Origin of the sequence: Leclercia sp. Colony189, from assembly GCF_009740165.1 — a bacterium.
In the GTDB taxonomy this organism is placed as follows: Bacteria; Pseudomonadota; Gammaproteobacteria; order Enterobacterales; family Enterobacteriaceae; genus Enterobacter.
Map to the genome: position 1 here is coordinate 318,004 of NZ_CP046557.1, position 15,530 is coordinate 333,533.

Annotated in this window: 14 protein-coding genes; 3 read left to right on the forward strand and 11 right to left on the reverse strand. The window is 57.3% G+C overall.

Features of this window, described 5'->3' with window-relative positions; genetic code table 11:
* Window positions 1-134 precede the first annotated feature (134 nt).
* The 10 genes from phnK to GNG29_RS01530 form a co-directional block, all read right to left on the reverse strand.
* Window positions 135-890 (reverse strand): phosphonate C-P lyase system protein PhnK, encoded by a 756-nt coding sequence (phnK, locus tag GNG29_RS01485; protein WP_156653748.1) that lies wholly within the window; start codon window positions 888-890, stop codon window positions 135-137.
* Window positions 887-1,732: an alpha-D-ribose 1-methylphosphonate 5-phosphate C-P-lyase PhnJ gene (phnJ, locus tag GNG29_RS01490; RefSeq protein WP_103177903.1), complete on the reverse strand. Its 846-nt coding sequence runs from the start codon at window positions 1,730-1,732 to the stop codon at window positions 887-889. Before phnJ ends, phnK begins: the two co-directional genes overlap by 4 nt.
* Window positions 1,725-2,789, reverse strand: coding sequence for a carbon-phosphorus lyase complex subunit PhnI (locus tag GNG29_RS01495; RefSeq protein ID WP_156653749.1), 1,065 nt, complete (start codon window positions 2,787-2,789; stop codon window positions 1,725-1,727). The genes phnJ and GNG29_RS01495 overlap by 8 nt, the downstream gene beginning before the upstream one ends.
* Window positions 2,789-3,373: a phosphonate C-P lyase system protein PhnH gene (gene phnH, locus GNG29_RS01500; protein WP_103177905.1), complete on the reverse strand. Its 585-nt coding sequence runs from the start codon at window positions 3,371-3,373 to the stop codon at window positions 2,789-2,791. Before phnH ends, GNG29_RS01495 begins: the two co-directional genes overlap by 1 nt.
* Window positions 3,370-3,822, reverse strand: a complete 453-nt coding sequence (gene phnG, locus GNG29_RS01505) for a phosphonate C-P lyase system protein PhnG (RefSeq protein WP_103177906.1) — start codon at window positions 3,820-3,822, stop codon at window positions 3,370-3,372. The genes phnH and phnG overlap by 4 nt, the downstream gene beginning before the upstream one ends.
* The gene (phnF, locus tag GNG29_RS01510) at window positions 3,823-4,548 is read right to left on the reverse strand and encodes a phosphonate metabolism transcriptional regulator PhnF (protein WP_103177907.1); all 726 of its coding nucleotides are present in this window, start codon (window positions 4,546-4,548) and stop codon (window positions 3,823-3,825) included. It lies immediately after the preceding gene.
* Between the two features lie 20 nt (window positions 4,549-4,568).
* On the reverse strand, window positions 4,569-5,348 hold the full coding sequence (gene phnE / locus GNG29_RS01515; protein WP_103177908.1) for a phosphonate ABC transporter, permease protein PhnE: 780 nt from the start codon (window positions 5,346-5,348) through the stop codon (window positions 4,569-4,571).
* 50 nt (window positions 5,349-5,398) lie between these two features.
* Window positions 5,399-6,415, reverse strand: coding sequence for a phosphonate ABC transporter substrate-binding protein (gene phnD / locus GNG29_RS01520; protein ID WP_156653750.1), 1,017 nt, complete (start codon window positions 6,413-6,415; stop codon window positions 5,399-5,401).
* Window positions 6,416-6,438: 23 nt separating this feature from the next.
* Window positions 6,439-7,227: a phosphonate ABC transporter ATP-binding protein gene (gene phnC / locus GNG29_RS01525; protein WP_103177910.1), complete on the reverse strand. Its 789-nt coding sequence runs from the start codon at window positions 7,225-7,227 to the stop codon at window positions 6,439-6,441.
* A 214-nt stretch (window positions 7,228-7,441) separates the two neighbouring features.
* Window positions 7,442-7,777: a zinc ribbon domain-containing protein YjdM gene (locus tag GNG29_RS01530; RefSeq protein ID WP_156653751.1), complete on the reverse strand. Its 336-nt coding sequence runs from the start codon at window positions 7,775-7,777 to the stop codon at window positions 7,442-7,444.
* Window positions 7,778-8,368: 591 nt separating this feature from the next.
* Between GNG29_RS01530 and crfC the strand changes: the two genes are divergently transcribed.
* Window positions 8,369-10,726, forward strand: a complete 2,358-nt coding sequence (gene crfC, locus GNG29_RS01535; RefSeq protein ID WP_156653752.1) for a clamp-binding protein CrfC — start codon at window positions 8,369-8,371, stop codon at window positions 10,724-10,726.
* Window positions 10,723-11,601, forward strand: coding sequence for a diguanylate cyclase regulator RdcB family protein (locus GNG29_RS01540; RefSeq protein ID WP_103177913.1), 879 nt, complete (start codon window positions 10,723-10,725; stop codon window positions 11,599-11,601). The genes crfC and GNG29_RS01540 overlap by 4 nt, the downstream gene beginning before the upstream one ends.
* A 433-nt stretch (window positions 11,602-12,034) precedes the next feature.
* Here GNG29_RS01540 and kdgT read toward each other — a convergent pair whose 3' ends face one another.
* Window positions 12,035-13,030: a 2-keto-3-deoxygluconate transporter gene (gene kdgT, locus GNG29_RS01545; protein WP_156655428.1), complete on the reverse strand. Its 996-nt coding sequence runs from the start codon at window positions 13,028-13,030 to the stop codon at window positions 12,035-12,037.
* 657 nt (window positions 13,031-13,687) lie between these two features.
* On the opposite strand from kdgT, the gene proP reads away from it, so the two are divergent.
* Complete coding sequence (gene proP / locus GNG29_RS01550) at window positions 13,688-15,190, forward strand: glycine betaine/L-proline transporter ProP (protein WP_103177915.1); 1,503 nt, start codon at window positions 13,688-13,690, stop codon at window positions 15,188-15,190.
* Window positions 15,191-15,530: the final 340 nt, after the last annotated feature.

The following is a 15,530-nucleotide window of genomic DNA, read 5'->3' on the forward strand; positions in this document are numbered from 1 at the left end:
TGCCGGGTGGCGCTTCGCTTACCCGGCCTACAAGGTGCTGGATTCATTGCCGGGTGGCGCTTCGCTTACCCGGCCTACAAAGAGCGCGGTCCGTAGGCCGGGTCAGGCGAAGCCGCCACCCGGCAACAGCAACCTCAATTCTGCAATACGGACGACACCAGCAACTGGGTGTAAGGATGGTGGGGATCGTCGAGTACCCGGTCGGTCAGCCCACTTTCCACCACTTCGCCGCTCTTCATCACCAGCAGACGGTCCGCCAGCAGGCGGGCAACGCCCAGGTCGTGGGTGACAATCACCACCGCCAGGTTCAGCTCCACCACCAGACCGCGGAGCAGATCCAGCAGGCGGGCCTGCACCGACACGTCCAGCCCACCGGTAGGTTCATCCATAAAGACCAGTTTCGGATGGGTAACCAGGTTGCGGGCGATCTGCAGGCGCTGCTGCATCCCGCCGGAGAAGGTGGTGGGCAGGTCGTCGATGCGCGACGCCGGGATCTCCACCTCCTCCAGCCACTGTTTCGCCGTCGCGCGGATGTCGCCGTAGTGGCGCGCGCCGGTGGCCATCAGCCGTTCGCCGATGTTGCCCCCCGCCGAGACCTGGCGGCGCAGGCCATCCATCGGATGCTGATGCACCACGCCCCACTCGGTGCGCAGCAGGCGACGTCGCTCGGCCTCGCTCATGCCATACAGCGAGTGGCCGTCATAGAGAATGTCGCCGTTCTGCGGCGTCAGGCGCGCCGAGAGGGATTTCAGCAGGGTGGTTTTGCCGGAGCCGGACTCGCCGACAATCCCCAGCACTTCCCCCGGCCACAGGTCAAACGACACGTCGCTGAAGCCTTTGCCCGGCGCATAAAGATGGGTCAGGTTAGTGACCGAAAGCAGCGGTTTCATTGGCTGTTGGCCTCGCTCTGTTGGCGGCAAAAATCGGTATCGGAGCAGACAAACATCCGTTTGCCGGTGTCATCCAGAACCACTTCGTCGAGATAGCTGTGCTTCGACCCACAGATGGCGCACGGCTCATCCCACTCCTGCACCGTAAACGGGTGATCGTCAAAGTCGAGGCTCTCAACCCGCGTGTAGGGCGGCACGGCGTAGATGCGTTTTTCGCGCCCGGCGCCAAAGAGTTGCAGGGCGGGCATCATGTCCATCTTCGGGTTATCGAACTTCGGGATTGGTGACGGGTCCATCACGTAGCGCCCGTTCACCTTCACCGGGTAGGCGTAGGTGGTGGCGATGTGGCCGAAGCGGGCGATATCCTCATACAGCTTCACCTGCATTACGCCGTACTCTTCCAGGGCGTGCATGGTGCGGGTTTCGGTTTCGCGCGGCTCGATAAAGCGCAGCGGTTCGGGGATCGGCACCTGGAAAATCAAAATCTGATCTTCAACGAGCGGGGTCTCCGGGATGCGGTGGCGGGTCTGGATCAGCGTGGCGTCTTCGGTGCGCTCGGTGGTGTTCACCCCCGTCACGCGCGTAAAGAACTGGCGGATCGAGACGGCGTTGGTAGTGTCGTCCGCCCCCTGGTCAATCACCTTCAGCACATCCGCTTCGCCAATCACGCTGGCGGTGATCTGAATCCCGCCGGTGCCCCAGCCGTAGGGCATGGGCATTTCACGGCCACCGAACGGCACCTGATAGCCGGGGATGGCGACCGCTTTTAAAATGGCGCGGCGGATCATGCGTTTGGTTTGCTCATCCAGATAAGCAAAGTTGTAGCCGCTGAGGTTAGCCATTGTCGCGCTCCTGTTGCAGACGTTTAAGCAGCTCCAGTTCAGCCTGGAAATCGACGTAGTGCGGCAGCTTGAGGTGCGAGACAAAGCCTGCGGCCTCGACGTTATCCGCGTGGGCCAGCACAAACTCCTCGTCCTGCGCCGGGCCTGTAATGTTCTCGTTGTAGTCGGGAGCCTGAAGGGCGCGGTCAACCAGCGCCATCGCCATCGCCTTGCGCTCGCCCATGCCGAACACCAGGCCGTAGCCGCGGGTGAAGTGCGGCGCGTCGTTATCCGGGGTGACGAAGCCGTTTACCATTTCGCATTCGGTCATCAGCATTTCACCGACGTTCACCGCAAATCCCAGCTCTTCCGGCACAATATTGATGTCGATATAGCCGCTGCGGATCTCCCCCGCGAAAGGGTGGTTACGACCGTAGCCACGCTGGGTAGAGTAGGCCAGCGCCAGCAGGTAGCCTTCGTCGCCGCGCATCAGCTGCTGCAGGCGCGATGAGCGTGAACAGGGGTAAACCGGCGGCGTGCGGGTGATATCGTCTGGCTCATCGCCGCAATCCTCTTCCGCTTTCGCCAGCCCCTGGTTGGCCAGCAGGCTAAAGACGTGCGGCGCGGCGTCCTGCTCGGTGTGTGAGGGGGTAAGGCGAGGGGCTTCGCCGTTTGCCAGCAGGGTAAAATCGAGCAGGCGATGGGTGTAATCGTAGGTCGGGCCAAGCAGCTGGCCGCCGGGAATGTCTTTATAGACCGCCGAAATACGGCGCTCCAGGCGCATCTCTGCGGTGTTGATGGGCTCGCTCACCGCCAGCTTCGCCAGCGTAGTGCGGTAGGCGCGTAGCAGGAAGATGGCCTCGACGTTATCACCGCTGGCCTGTTTCAGTGCCAGGGCCGCCAGCTCGCGATCGGCGATGCCGCCTTCGGTCATCACCCGGTCAACGGCCAGGTTCAACTGCTGTTCAATCTGGGCGACGCTCAGCTCGGGGATCTGCTCATCGCCCCGGCGTCTGTGCTCCTGCAACGCGTGGGCGGCGGCGATCGCCTTCTCGCCCCCTTTGACGGCAACGTACATCAGCACACCTCCACGTGGGTGGTTCGCGGGATCGCCAGCAGGCGCTCGCCGCAGGTCAGCAGCAGGTCGATGCCCAGCGGAAACGGGTGCGGGCGCTCGGTCAGCTCGTGAATGATGCACTCCGGCAGCTGCGGGGCGACCATCCGCTCCTCGGCGATGCCGGCCCCGGTCAGGCGCAGCATGCGTCCGCCACTCAGGCTGGAGACCTGCAAAATCAGGGTGGCGCTGGTCTCCGGCGCCACAGCGGTGCCCTCGCTCAGGGCGTTGAGCTGCTCGTGGCCGATCTGCTCGTCGGCGACGGCGAACACCGCCTGCTGCGGCTGCTCCACCAGCGGGGCGCTGGTATGAAAACGCAGGTTGCTGCTGACGATATCGTTGCTGACGGAGCCCGACAGCCAGACCGGGGTGTCGTTATCGGCCAGGGTCAGCAGCACGCTGGTGGTGGCGAGGTTCAGCGGCTGCCAGCCATGCTTAAGCTGATGCAGCGAGACGATGACGCCCGGCTCGCTCATCGCTTTCAGCAGACGACGAAAGCTGTGCTGGGCATCCTGCACGGCAAGGGTAAAAGCGGGGTGAAGTGTCATGCGTTGTCTCCGCGAACGAGCGTAAAGAAGTCGACCCGGCTGGTGTTCACTTCGGCCTGACGGGCGGCAAGGCGTGCGGCGCGGTCGGCTTCCAGCGGGGCAATAACGGTTTCCATCAGGGCCTGGAAATGGGGGGCTTCCTGCAGCAGGGCGTCCACAACGGCGCACTGCTCGGCGTGGGGTTTGTTACGCCCGAGCAGGTAGCTGTAGCCGAGGGTGCCGCTGGCAAGCCGCACCACGGCGCGGGTCAGGGTGGCATCGCCAGCGAAGTAACGTGCCCCGGTGCCGCCCATCCGCGCCTGGATCTGCACCAGTCCGGTTTCAGGCGCGCGGATCAGTTCATAAGCGGGCGACAGGCTCAGCGCCGACATCCGCGCGGCAAGCGCCGCAGGCTGGCTGTGGGCGAGCACCGCCATCCAGTGCTGGCGGGTGGAGGTATCGAAATGCATTCAGTGCTCCATGGTGAATTCAATCATGTCGGCGCGGGTCAGGCTGACGGAGTACTCCGTCGCGTTCACCTCGCCGTCACGGTGGTTAAGGGTGCGCACGCAGAGCAGGGGCGCCATGTTGGGGATCTCCAGCACCTTGCTCTCTTTGGCCTGGGCGCGGCGGGCGCTGATGCGCGTCTGGGTGCGTTTGAGCGCAACCCCCGTAGCATCCTGCAGAAAGTCATGCAGCGAGCCGCTGGTGAAATGTTGCAGCACCGGCCAGAGGGCCAGGTCCGCGAAGTAGTGATCGATCTGGCACACCGCCACGCCATTGACCCGGCGCAGGGTACGCAGGTGGATGACGTTGTCCCCCTCCTGGATCCCCAGCGCATCCGCCACGTGGCTGGAGGCCGGACGCAGCACCGAGAGCAGCTTTTCGCTGGTGGGGTGGCTGCCCTGATCCAGCAGGTTCTGGCTGAAGCGCGCCTGGGCGTTGAGCGGGTAGTCGAACGGGCGCATCAGCACCAGCACACCGACGCCCTGGCGGCGCTGCACCCAGCCACGCTCCACCAGCTGGTCAATGGCCCGCCGCAGGGTGTGACGGTTGACTTCATAGCGATCGGCAAGCTGCTGTTCCGCAGGTAGATAGTCCCCGCAGCGGTAGTGCGTGCGCAGCTCCACTTCGAGCTTCGCCGCAATCTCTTGCCAGCGGGTGGGGTAACTGGTCGGATGTCTGGATAAGTGCATAGAAATCAAAGGCTCGCTTCTCAGATGAAGTGCTTACGCAAACGTTGAGAGAGGAAGTCCAGCAGGCTGACGGTGATGATGATGAGCACCATCAGGGCGCAGGTTTGCTGGAACTGGAAACCGCGAATCGCTTCCCACAGGGTGACGCCAATTCCGCCTGCGCCCACCATGCCAACAACGGTGGCGGAGCGGACGTTAGACTCAAAGCGGTAGAGGGAGTAGGAGATGAGCAGCGGCATCACCTGGGGCAGCACGCCGTAAAGGATCTCTTCAATTTTGTTGGCACCGGTGGCGCGAATGCCTTCGACCGGGCCGGGCTCAATGGCTTCTACCGCTTCCGAAAGCAGCTTGGAGAGTACGCCGGTGGTGTGAATAAAAAGCGCCAGCACCCCGGCGAAGGGACCGAGACCGACGGCGACCACGAACAACATCGCAAAGACCATTTCGTTGATGGCGCGGCAGGCGTCCATCAGGCGGCGCACCGGCTGGTAAATCCACCACGGCACAATGTTGTCGGCGCTCATCAGGCCAAACGGAATGGAGAGCACCACGGCCAGGGCGGTGCCCCAGACGGCGATTTGCAGCGTGACGGCCATCTCGCCGAGGTAATCCTGCCACTGGCTGAAGTCCGGTGGGAAGAAGTCGGCGGCGAAGGTCGCCATGTTGCCGGAGTCCTGGATCAGCGTCAGCGGGGCCATTTCCGCCCCTTTCCAGGAGACGACGAGCACTGCCAGCAGTACGGCCCAGCTGATCAGCGAGAACCAGCTGCGCTTTGGCGGTGGGAGAGTGATGGTTTGCATGTGTGCTCCTTAATCTGTTCTCCCTCTCCCTCAAGGGAGAGGGAACGTAATCACTGCACCGCTTTGGTCACGCTGGTCATCGCGCCCAGCGCGGCGGTCAGGCGGTCGAGATCGTCCAGCTGCGCCTGAATTTCAGACAGCTTGCTGTTCTTCTCTTCCTCTTTCAGCGTCTTGTTGTCCTTCACGCCCTGGATCTGTTTGAACAGCGCCAGCTGGCGAATCGGCACCAGCTGCAGGTCGCTGGAGGCGCGGAACGGCGCCCAGCCCAGGCGCTCCAGCACGGTTTTCTCTTCCGCGGTTTTGCCGTAGTTCATAAAGAAGTCGTACACCTTCTCCTTGGTGCTTTCGGAGAGGTTCTTACGCCACACAATCGGGTCGCCCGGGATCAGCGGGGATTTCCAGATCACCTTCAGTTGTTTCAGCTTGTCTGGCGCGGAGGTCTTCAGCTTGTCGAGGTTTTCGGTGTTGTTGGTGGCAACATCCACCTGTTTGTTGGCGACGGCCAGGGCGTTGGTTTCATGCCCGGCGTTGACCGTGCGTTTGAATTCGCTGGTGGAGACATTGTTTTTGGCAAAGACGTAATAGCCCGGCACCAGGAAGCCTGATGTGGAGTTGGGATCGCCGTTGCCAAAGGTGAGCTCTTTACGCCGGGAGAGCATGTCGTTGAGGTTGTTGATCGGGCTCTCTTTGTTGACGATCAGCACGCTCCAGTAACCCGGGGAGCCGTCGGCGGCCACGGTTTGCGCAAAGACCTGACCGTTGGCACGATCCACCGCTTCCATCGCCGAGAGGTTGCCGTACCAGGCGATATCCACTTTATTGAAGCGCATCCCCTGGATGATGCCCGCGTAGTCCGGGGCGAAGAAGGCGTTCACTTTGATCCCCAGTTTGGTTTCCATATCTTTCAGGAACGGTTCCCACTGTGGCTTCAGGTTCTGCTGTGATTCCGTCGAAATAATGCCGAAATTCAGCGCTTTTTCCTGCTCCTCTGCAAACGCAGGGCTGAATAGGGTGCTGATGCTGAACATGCTGGTGAAGGCCAGCGCGGCAACCGTCTTATAGCTCATTTCCATTCCTCATTGTGGGGACGTTAAGCAGCCTGCGCGCGCTCTTCGACGCGGTTAATGCTGCGGTAGAGATGATCAAAGCGTTCGTTATCAAACTGATGGCTGGCGCCATCGAAGAAGACGTGCCCCTGACGCAGGGCGACGATGCGCTCGCAGTAGCGCAGGGCGTAATCCACCTGGTGCAGCGTGACCACCACGGTGATGCCGTCCTTGCGGTTAATGTCGCGCAGGGTTTCCATGACGATGCGGGCCGACTCCGGGTCCAGCGAGGCGATCGGCTCATCGGCGAGAATGATTTTGGCTTTCTGCATCAGCGCCCGGGCAATGGCCACGCGCTGCTGCTGACCGCCAGAAAGGGTGGAGACGCGCTGGTGGGCGAAGTGGGCCATGCCGACGCGGGTGAGCGCCTGCAGCGCCTCCTGCTTCTGAGCTGGCGAGAACCAGCGCAGACAGGTGCGCCAGAACGGGGTGCTGCCGAGCGCGCCAATCAGCACGTTCTCCAGCACCGTCAGGCGGTTCACCAGGTTGAACTGCTGGAAGATGTAGCCGGTCTGGGCGCGGCTTTTGCGGATATCACTCGCCAGACGGCCCGCGCGCTGCACGGTATTGCCCAGCAGCTCAACGTGGCTTTCTGAGGTTTTGTCGCAGGTGATGAGGCCGCTTAAGTGGCGCAGAAGAGTGGATTTACCTGAACCGGATGGCCCGAGCAGCGCTACCATTTCGCCCTGCTGGACGGTCAGATCAACGGCATGCAGAGCCTTGTTGTGATGGAAGGTCTTGCTGAGTTTCTCGACACGGATGACAGTGTGCATGGGTAAGGCCTCAATTCAAATGTGGCCTCATGCTGGCGGATCAATGTGACATTTAGGTTAAGTGTTGGTTGCGAGAGTTTGAAGAGTTGAGGTGAAAGCGATGACAGGCGATCAACGAGAAGGGGGAGGTATTTGTAGGCCTGATAAGCGAAGCGCATCCGGCAAAAGTGCCCGGCGGCGCTGCGCTTGCCGGGCCTCAAAAGACAACGACAAATCAGTTCTTCTTCACGAACTCGGATTTGAGCTTCATCGGGCCGAAGCCGTCAATTTTACAGTCGATATTGTGGTCGCCCTCGACCAGACGGATGCCCTTCACTTTGGTGCCGATCTTCAGCATTGAAGAGCTGCCTTTGACCTTCAGATCTTTAATGACGGTGACGTTGTCGCCATCCGCCAGCAGGTTGCCGTTGGCATCTTTAACGATCAGCTCATCGCTCTCGGCTACGGGTTCTGCGTTGTTCCATTCGTAAGCGCATTCCGGGCAGATGAACATACCGTTATCTTCATAGGTGTATTCAGAGTTGCATTTAGGACAGTGTGGAAGCTGCATGGTGTTCTCCTCAAAATAGTGCGAACCGGCGGCAATGAGGCCCGCCAAAAATCGACAGGTTGTCGAAAAAGGCGGCAAGTATAGCGCATGTCCTTACTTTTGTCGGTGATATTATTTTTCGCTTTTGGCTAAAAAAAGCGTTTCTGATGACAGGGTCTGTCAGTGACTCAGGTAATGATAAGTACCCGGCGCGAGAATGAAACGCTTGCGAATGAAAGCAATAATATTTTATTGCGGCAAATTGATACGCCGTGTCATTTCGGATAAGGTTAAGGTGCTAATGATATTCACCGTAAATGTTTTTATAGCCATCCCCGGGCTTGCAGGGATGATTACCCCCTCATTTTTGGTGGGCGATTAAAGATGGTTTATCCTGAAATTTATTAAATTTGAGCTACGCTCTTAGTCTTTCGGTTTCCCTGACCGAAGGAGCGCGCTCCGCTGCTTTCAGCGCTTAAAGAATATATTTGATTGTCATCAGGCAATTATTTTGCGTCGAACATATTTGCTACACGGAATCATATAAGCCGATCCTTCATTCTTAAAATAATTCGGTTATATAAAATTTGTGTTAAGGGAAGGCTTTTTACTATGCATACACAAACAATATTTGAGTTAAGCCAGGAAGCTGAAAGACTGCTGCAACTCTCATTGCAGAATCTCGAGTCACTTAGCGCCATGCCTGTTGCGATGCTGGACAATGCAACATCGGCCATTACCGGCGAAACCAGCAACGTTTTACCTCTACATTTTAGTACCCGTGGTTTAGAAGCGCAGCAGTCCATGCTGAATAATGAACTGCGCAAAATTACCCGTCTGGAGATGGTGCTGGCGATTGTGGGCACCATGAAAGCCGGTAAATCGACGACGATTAACGCCATTGTGGGAACGGAGGTGTTGCCCAATCGCAACCGTCCCATGACCGCCTTGCCGACGCTGATCCGTCATACGCCTGGTCAGAAGGAGCCGGTGCTGCATTTTTCTCACGTGGCGCCGATCGATACATTAATAAAACAAATGCAAAAGAAGCTGGCCAATTACGATCGCGGCAAGCTGGCCCAGCAACTTGAAATTGATAAAGATATGAATGCGTTGCTGGGGCGCATTGAAACCGGCGAAGCGTTTGAAAAACATTATTTAGGCGCGCAGCCGATATTTAATTGTTTAAAAAACCTGAATGATTTAGTGCGACTTTCTCAGGCGCTTGGAACAGATTTTCCCTTCTCCGCCTATGCAGCGATTGAGAATATCCCGGTTATTGAGGTGGAGTTTGTCCATCTGGCCGGGCTGGATGGTCATTTGGGGCAATTAACCCTGCTGGATACCCCCGGGCCGAATGAGGCCGGGCAACCGCATCTGCAAAAAATGCTTACTGAGCAGCTCGCCCGCGCTTCGGCGGTGCTGGCGGTAATGGACTATACGCAACTGAAGTCGATTTCGGACGCCGAAGTGCGGCTGGCTATTTCTGCCGTCAGCAAATCGGTACCGCTCTACGCGCTGGTCAACAAATTCGATCAGAAAGACCGCAACAGCGATGATGAAGAGCAGGTGCGGGCGATGATCTCCGGCACCCTGATGAAAGGCCATATCTCTCCGGGGCAGATCTTCCCGGTCTCCTCGATGTGGGGATACCTGGCGAATCGGGCGCGTCATGAACTGAATCAGCACGGCAAGCTGCCGGATCACCAGGAGCAGCGCTGGGTGCAGGATTTTGCCGAAGCTGCGCTGGGCCGCCGCTGGCGGACTGCCGATCTGGACGATATTGAGCACGTTCGCCACTCCGCCGATCTGCTGTGGGAGGATTCCCTCTTTGAGCAGCCGATCCGTAAGCTGATTTATGCTGCCTACGCCAATGCCTCGCTGTATGCGTTACGCTCGGCGTCGCATAAGCTGTTGAACTATGCCCAGAACGCCCGGGAGTATCTCGATTTCCGCTATCAGGGGCTGACGGTCGCCTTCGACGAGCTGGAGCTGAATATCGCCCGCCTGGAAGAGGATATGGCGCTGTTGCAGTCCCGCCAGGCGTCGGTAAGCAATGAGGTGCGGCATGAAGTCGGACAGGCGCTGGCGGCGACCGACCTGTTTATCAGCACGCAGCAGAACGATATCAAACATGCGGTCGCGCACATCTTCAACCCGGATAATTTGCTCGATCTGGCCGGGTTTAAGCCGCACACGCTCCATGCCGAGGCGTTAGCTACCCCGGGACAACTGGTGCTGGACGATGAAGGTCAGGCGCAAATCCTGCTGAGCAAAATCCGCTCCTCCTGTGAAATGATCCTGCTGGATGCACAGGCAAAAATCGGTCGCGAGCTGTCGCTGCGGTTTGACCAGCTGGAAACCACGCTGGCCCGCTCCCTGAACGACGCCATGCGGCCCATTGAAACGCGGATTAAAGAGGAGCTAAGCCATGCCGGATTCCGCGCGCGGATCAGCTTCCCGGCGTTTCAGGCAAACCAGCTTAACTTCAATACCCGGGGGCTGTTCAGCGATGCTATCGCTCAGGAGAGCCTGCCGGCTGGCCAGGGGCAGGGAACCAGCAGTGCGCTGCGCGACACGGTCTCCCGCTGGTTGAATAATCCGGGCTGGGGCTGGGAAGATTATGTAATGACGCGGACGCGCTATGTTATTAACGTGTCAGAGCTTCATGAAAAATTTAAACAGCATATAGATCACTTTTGTGAACAAATTCGTAAAGCTTTGGCTGCGCAGGTCGATGTCTCTGTTACAGCGGGTATGGCGACATTCTTTGCGGAATTCTCGTTATGCCTTGCAGGGTTACAGGAAAGCTTGCGTGATAGCCTCGCAGTGCGTCAGCAAAATGAGCATGCCACACGGGCGCTCAGCCAGCTGTTGCAGCAATGCATTACGACTGCGACGTGGATTCAGGAAGATACCCGACTGTTACGCGATGATATTCAAACGTTATTCGCGGCAGAGCAACCATGACAAAACAACTACTGGACGGTCCCGGACGGACGCTGGAATGTATCCATCCTAAATTTATGGTCGACCTGGTGCAGGGGGCTGACGCGCAGCGTCACACCTCTGTGGTGTCGCAACAGCAGCACTTTCGTGAACGTTTAACCCAGGAGATCATGGCGCAGTCTCATCTTCGTCAGTGGGCCATGGGGGGAATGTTCAGCGAAAATGCTGTGCTGCGACTCGGGCTGGCAGAGAAGCTGGCGGGCATGTTCGACCCCGGCCATCTGGCGCTGACCCGGATGACGCACATTCTCTCCACGCTGCGCCAGCAGGCCAGCCTGCGTAATCAGCCGCCGATTGGCGTGGTGCATCAATACGAAACCCTCTCCGCCCATTTTCAGCAACGTGCGCAGTTCAAAGAGAAGGCGTTAACCCAGCGCGGATTAACGGTGCAGGCAGGCGTTCACAGCGAGCAGATTTTTACCCGCTGGCGCGCCGGGCACTACGACGGCTGGTCGCTGGCCGGTCGCGGTTATGTGGCGCTGGAGGAGCTGCGCTGGGGGGCGTTCGGTGATGCCTGTCGGCTGGCGAATGCGGACGTCAGCGCCATGTTGAAAGATAACCTGTGCAGCATGGTGGCTAACTATCTGGCGCAGGGGATCAACGCTGCACCTAATACCCGCCATTTTTATCACCAGTGGCTCACCACGCCCAGTACGCCGGGGATTATCGACCATAAAGATATGCTGGGCTGGCTGGGTGACTGGTGTGATGTGGAGAGGCATCCGGTGTGCTGGTCGGTGACGCAAAGCTGGCAGAATGTGGCGCTGGGGATGCCGAGATTGTGTTCGGCGGCGAGGCTGGCGAAAGCGATGGTGGAGGAGGTTTTTGGGGAGTAGGGGATTCCCTCTCCCGTGAGGGGCTGAGGAACCCTCAGTCATTTTCTTATGCTTAACGCAATGAAATAATTAGAGAGTAATAAAAGACTTACAGCGACTCCCTGGTCCGGCTGAAAATCGCTGAGGCGTTGACCGTAGGCCGGGGCGAGGCGCAGGGATGCGCCGAGAGGGCGTGACCTACATGGATGTAGGATCACGCCCGACCCGATAGCCGAAGGGAATAAGCCGAAGGAACCGCGAAGCGGCGATTTTCTTTGCCGGGAGCCGGGGTAGCCAGGGGGGAGGCGGCGAGCCCCCCTGGCACGTTCACCGGTTCAGGTGTGACAGAGAGGCAAAGAACGTAAGGTGAACGGAACCAACAACGGAGTTGCATGTTCCCCCTCACCCTAACCCTCTCTCAAGGGAGAGAATAGTCCGGGCGAGGGCTTGTATCTCAGTGGTGCAGTGATTCAACCGGGCGCTGTTCTTCGGTCGTGGTTGGGACGTTGCCAAAGCGTTTGGCGTACAGCGCGGTAATAATCGGCACCAGAATCGCGGTGACGATGACGCTTGCAGCAACCAGCGCGGTAGCGGAGGCGGCAACCGGTTCGAACGCCGGGTTAATCTGGGCGATAATCACCGGGTTTGCCACCGCAGCGCCTGCTGCGGAAGAGGCGGCGACACCCGCAGTACCATTCCCGCCGCCGATAACGCGGTCGGCAATAATCAGTGGGATACCGGTGATAATAATAACCGCCACACCCAGCACGATACCCAGCAGACCCGTATCGAGGATAACGTTCAGGTTGATGGTGTTACCCAGCGCGAAGCCGAAGAACGGGATCAGAACCGGAGTCGCTTTGCTGAAGAAGTCGCGCAGATCGTGGTCCAGGTTGCCGAGGGCAAAACCGATCAGGAACGGCAGGACGGCGCCGACAAAGTGGTGCGGTTCAAAGGAGGCCAGACCGGCGGAGCCGAGGATCAGCATGGTCATCAGCGGGCCAGATTCCAGAGACATCAGCACGAACGCGCCGGACTCCTCTTTGGTGCCGTACTGGTTCATCAGGCTGGCATACAGGCCACCGTTGGTCATGTCCATTGCAGAAACAATGGCCAGCACCGAGAGGCCTGCGAAGAAGCCGGTCTGAATACCGTTTTCCGGAATAAACATGGCACAAACCATCGCCACAATCCACGCCACGGCAATTTTGGTTATTACCAGCGTACCGGATTTACGTAATACCGTACCCGTTGCACGTAAATTTATGGAAGCGCCAATACAGAAGAACCAGACCGCAAGGATCGGTACTGTGCCGGTAATCATGCCTTTGGTGAATCCACCAAAATAGGCTCCAGTATTAGGCGCTAAGGTATTTAAAATTGCACCCAGAACCAGCGGAACCAGCATCATCCCTCCGGGGATGCGTTCTATCGCGGCTTTAATCTTCATCATCAACCCTCACATCTCATCGCGCATCGCCAGCGGACAAGTGATATTTAATAATCTAATGAATTCAACGAATTGTGACCTAGTGGCGTCAGCGGATTCGTCATTCATACAGCAGATATAACCAGTTTGGTTTTTTTAAGCCTTCACTCAAAGGCCACCAGACTCGTTGTAACGGGCTTATGATGCGATCGTTGGAATTGTGATTCAATCAAAATAAAACACTGTTTTAGTTATCTTCGTCACATATTTTAAGGAAACACGATACTTGCCTCTTGATTATTAAAACCGCTGTAAATGCATTGTAAAATAATGTCGTTCTTTTTTAATTTCACAGCAAATAATAACGTTCGAAAGGGTATTTACAGAACCAGACATAAGAAACAACTGATGGGCATGTATTTACAGTTTTGACACTTCTGGTGATAACCATAAAAAAATATGTGAAGTTGATCACACATATAAACGCTGGTAGGGTAAAGGCTGTCATTCACAGCCCAGACAGGCGTCAACAGGTTCGGTTGTACCGGTCCGAAAGGTCAGTGTAAGTAAACCTGCTACGCTTGAGAGACGAGAATGCGCATGAAGCGCTTCCCGGGTTCCATAAAGCGCATTTTTCAGCGCTGTGGTGAGGACTGGGCTTAGTCTATGAGGATAGCAATGCTTAAAAGGAAAAAAGTTAAACCGATCACCCTGCGCGACGTCACCATTATTGACGACGGCAAACTGCGTAAAGCGATCACCGCCGCCTCGCTCGGTAATGCGATGGAATGGTTCGATTTTGGTGTGTATGGCTTCGTGGCCTATGCGCTAGGTAAAGTCTTCTTCCCCGATGCCGATCCCAGCGTGCAGATGATTGCCGCCCTCGGGACCTTCTCTGTTCCTTTCCTTATCCGACCGCTGGGTGGCCTGTTCTTCGGGATGCTGGGGGACAAGTATGGCCGTCAGAAAATCCTCGCCATCACGATTGTGATTATGTCGGTCAGCACCTTCTGTATTGGTCTGATCCCGTCGTACGCCAGTATTGGCATCTGGGCGCCGATCCTGCTGCTGCTCTGTAAGATGGCACAGGGCTTCTCGGTCGGGGGTGAATATACCGGGGCGTCGATCTTCGTCGCCGAATACTCCCCGGACCGTAAGCGCGGCTTCATGGGCAGTTGGCTCGACTTTGGCTCCATTGCCGGGTTCGTGCTGGGCGCGGGCGTAGTGGTGCTGCTCTCCACCGTGGTGGGCGAAGAGAACTTCCTCTCCTGGGGCTGGCGTATTCCGTTCTTCCTGGCGTTGCCGTTGGGCATTATCGGCCTCTACTTGCGTCACGCCTTAGAAGAGACCCCGGCGTTCCAGCAGCATGTTGATAAGCTGGAGCAGGGCGATCGCGAAGGGCTGCAGGATGGACCGAAAGTCTCGTTCAGAGAAATTGCCACCAAACACTGGCGCAGCCTGCTGACCTGTATCGGTATGGTGATCTCCACCAACGTGACCTATTACATGCTGCTGACCTATATGCCGAGCTATCTGTCGCATAACCTGCACTACTCGGAAGATCACGGCGTGTTGATTATCATCGCCATTATGGTGGGCATGCTGTTTGTCCAGCCTATCATGGGTCTGCTGAGCGACCGCTTTGGCCGTCGCCCCTTCATTATTTTTGGCAGTGTCGCGCTGTTCGCGCTGGCTATCCCTGCCTTCATTATGATTAACAGCAATGTGATCGGGCTGATTTTTGCCGGCCTGCTGATGCTGGCGGTAATCCTTAACTGCTTTATCGGCGTGATGGCCTCCACCCTGCCGGCGATGTTCCCGACGCACATTCGTTACAGCGCACTGGCGGCGGCGTTTAATATCTCGGTGCTGATCGCCGGTCTGACCCCTACGCTGGCGGCGTCGCTGGTGGAGAGTACCCAGAACCTGATGATGCCAGCGTACTACCTGATGGTGATTGCGGTCATCGGTCTGGTAACCGGCATTTATATGAAAGAGACGGCGAACCTGCCGCTGAAAGGGGCGACGCCTGCTGCGTCTGACCTTCAGGAAGCGAAAGAGATCCTGCGTGAGCACCACGACAACATTGAGCAGAAGATAGAAGATATCGATGCTGAAATTGCGCAACTGCAGGCGAAGCGTTCCCGACTGGTCGATCAACATCCCCGCATCAATGAGTAAATAACAAAACCCGGCTTCGGCCGGGTTTTGCGTCTTTTGTCACCATAACGTCACAGCATATAAGGTAGATCATATTTTCTATGGTTTTCCTGATTTTGCCTGCGTAATCGTTTTTTTTCATACCGAAAAGGAATACGACTAAAGTTTATTGGCGCTTTGATTGAATAGTGCTTACGCTGTATACAAGCAGATGCCTCTAAAAAATCGACGCTTTGAGCGCTATGAGAGAAGTGTATGCCGGGTTCAACACCAATGTAGTTGTGAATGCAGACAGACCCTGAGATGCTGAATCTTTTCGGTAACGTATCCTTGCGCGAAACAGCATTTTATTATTTTTATT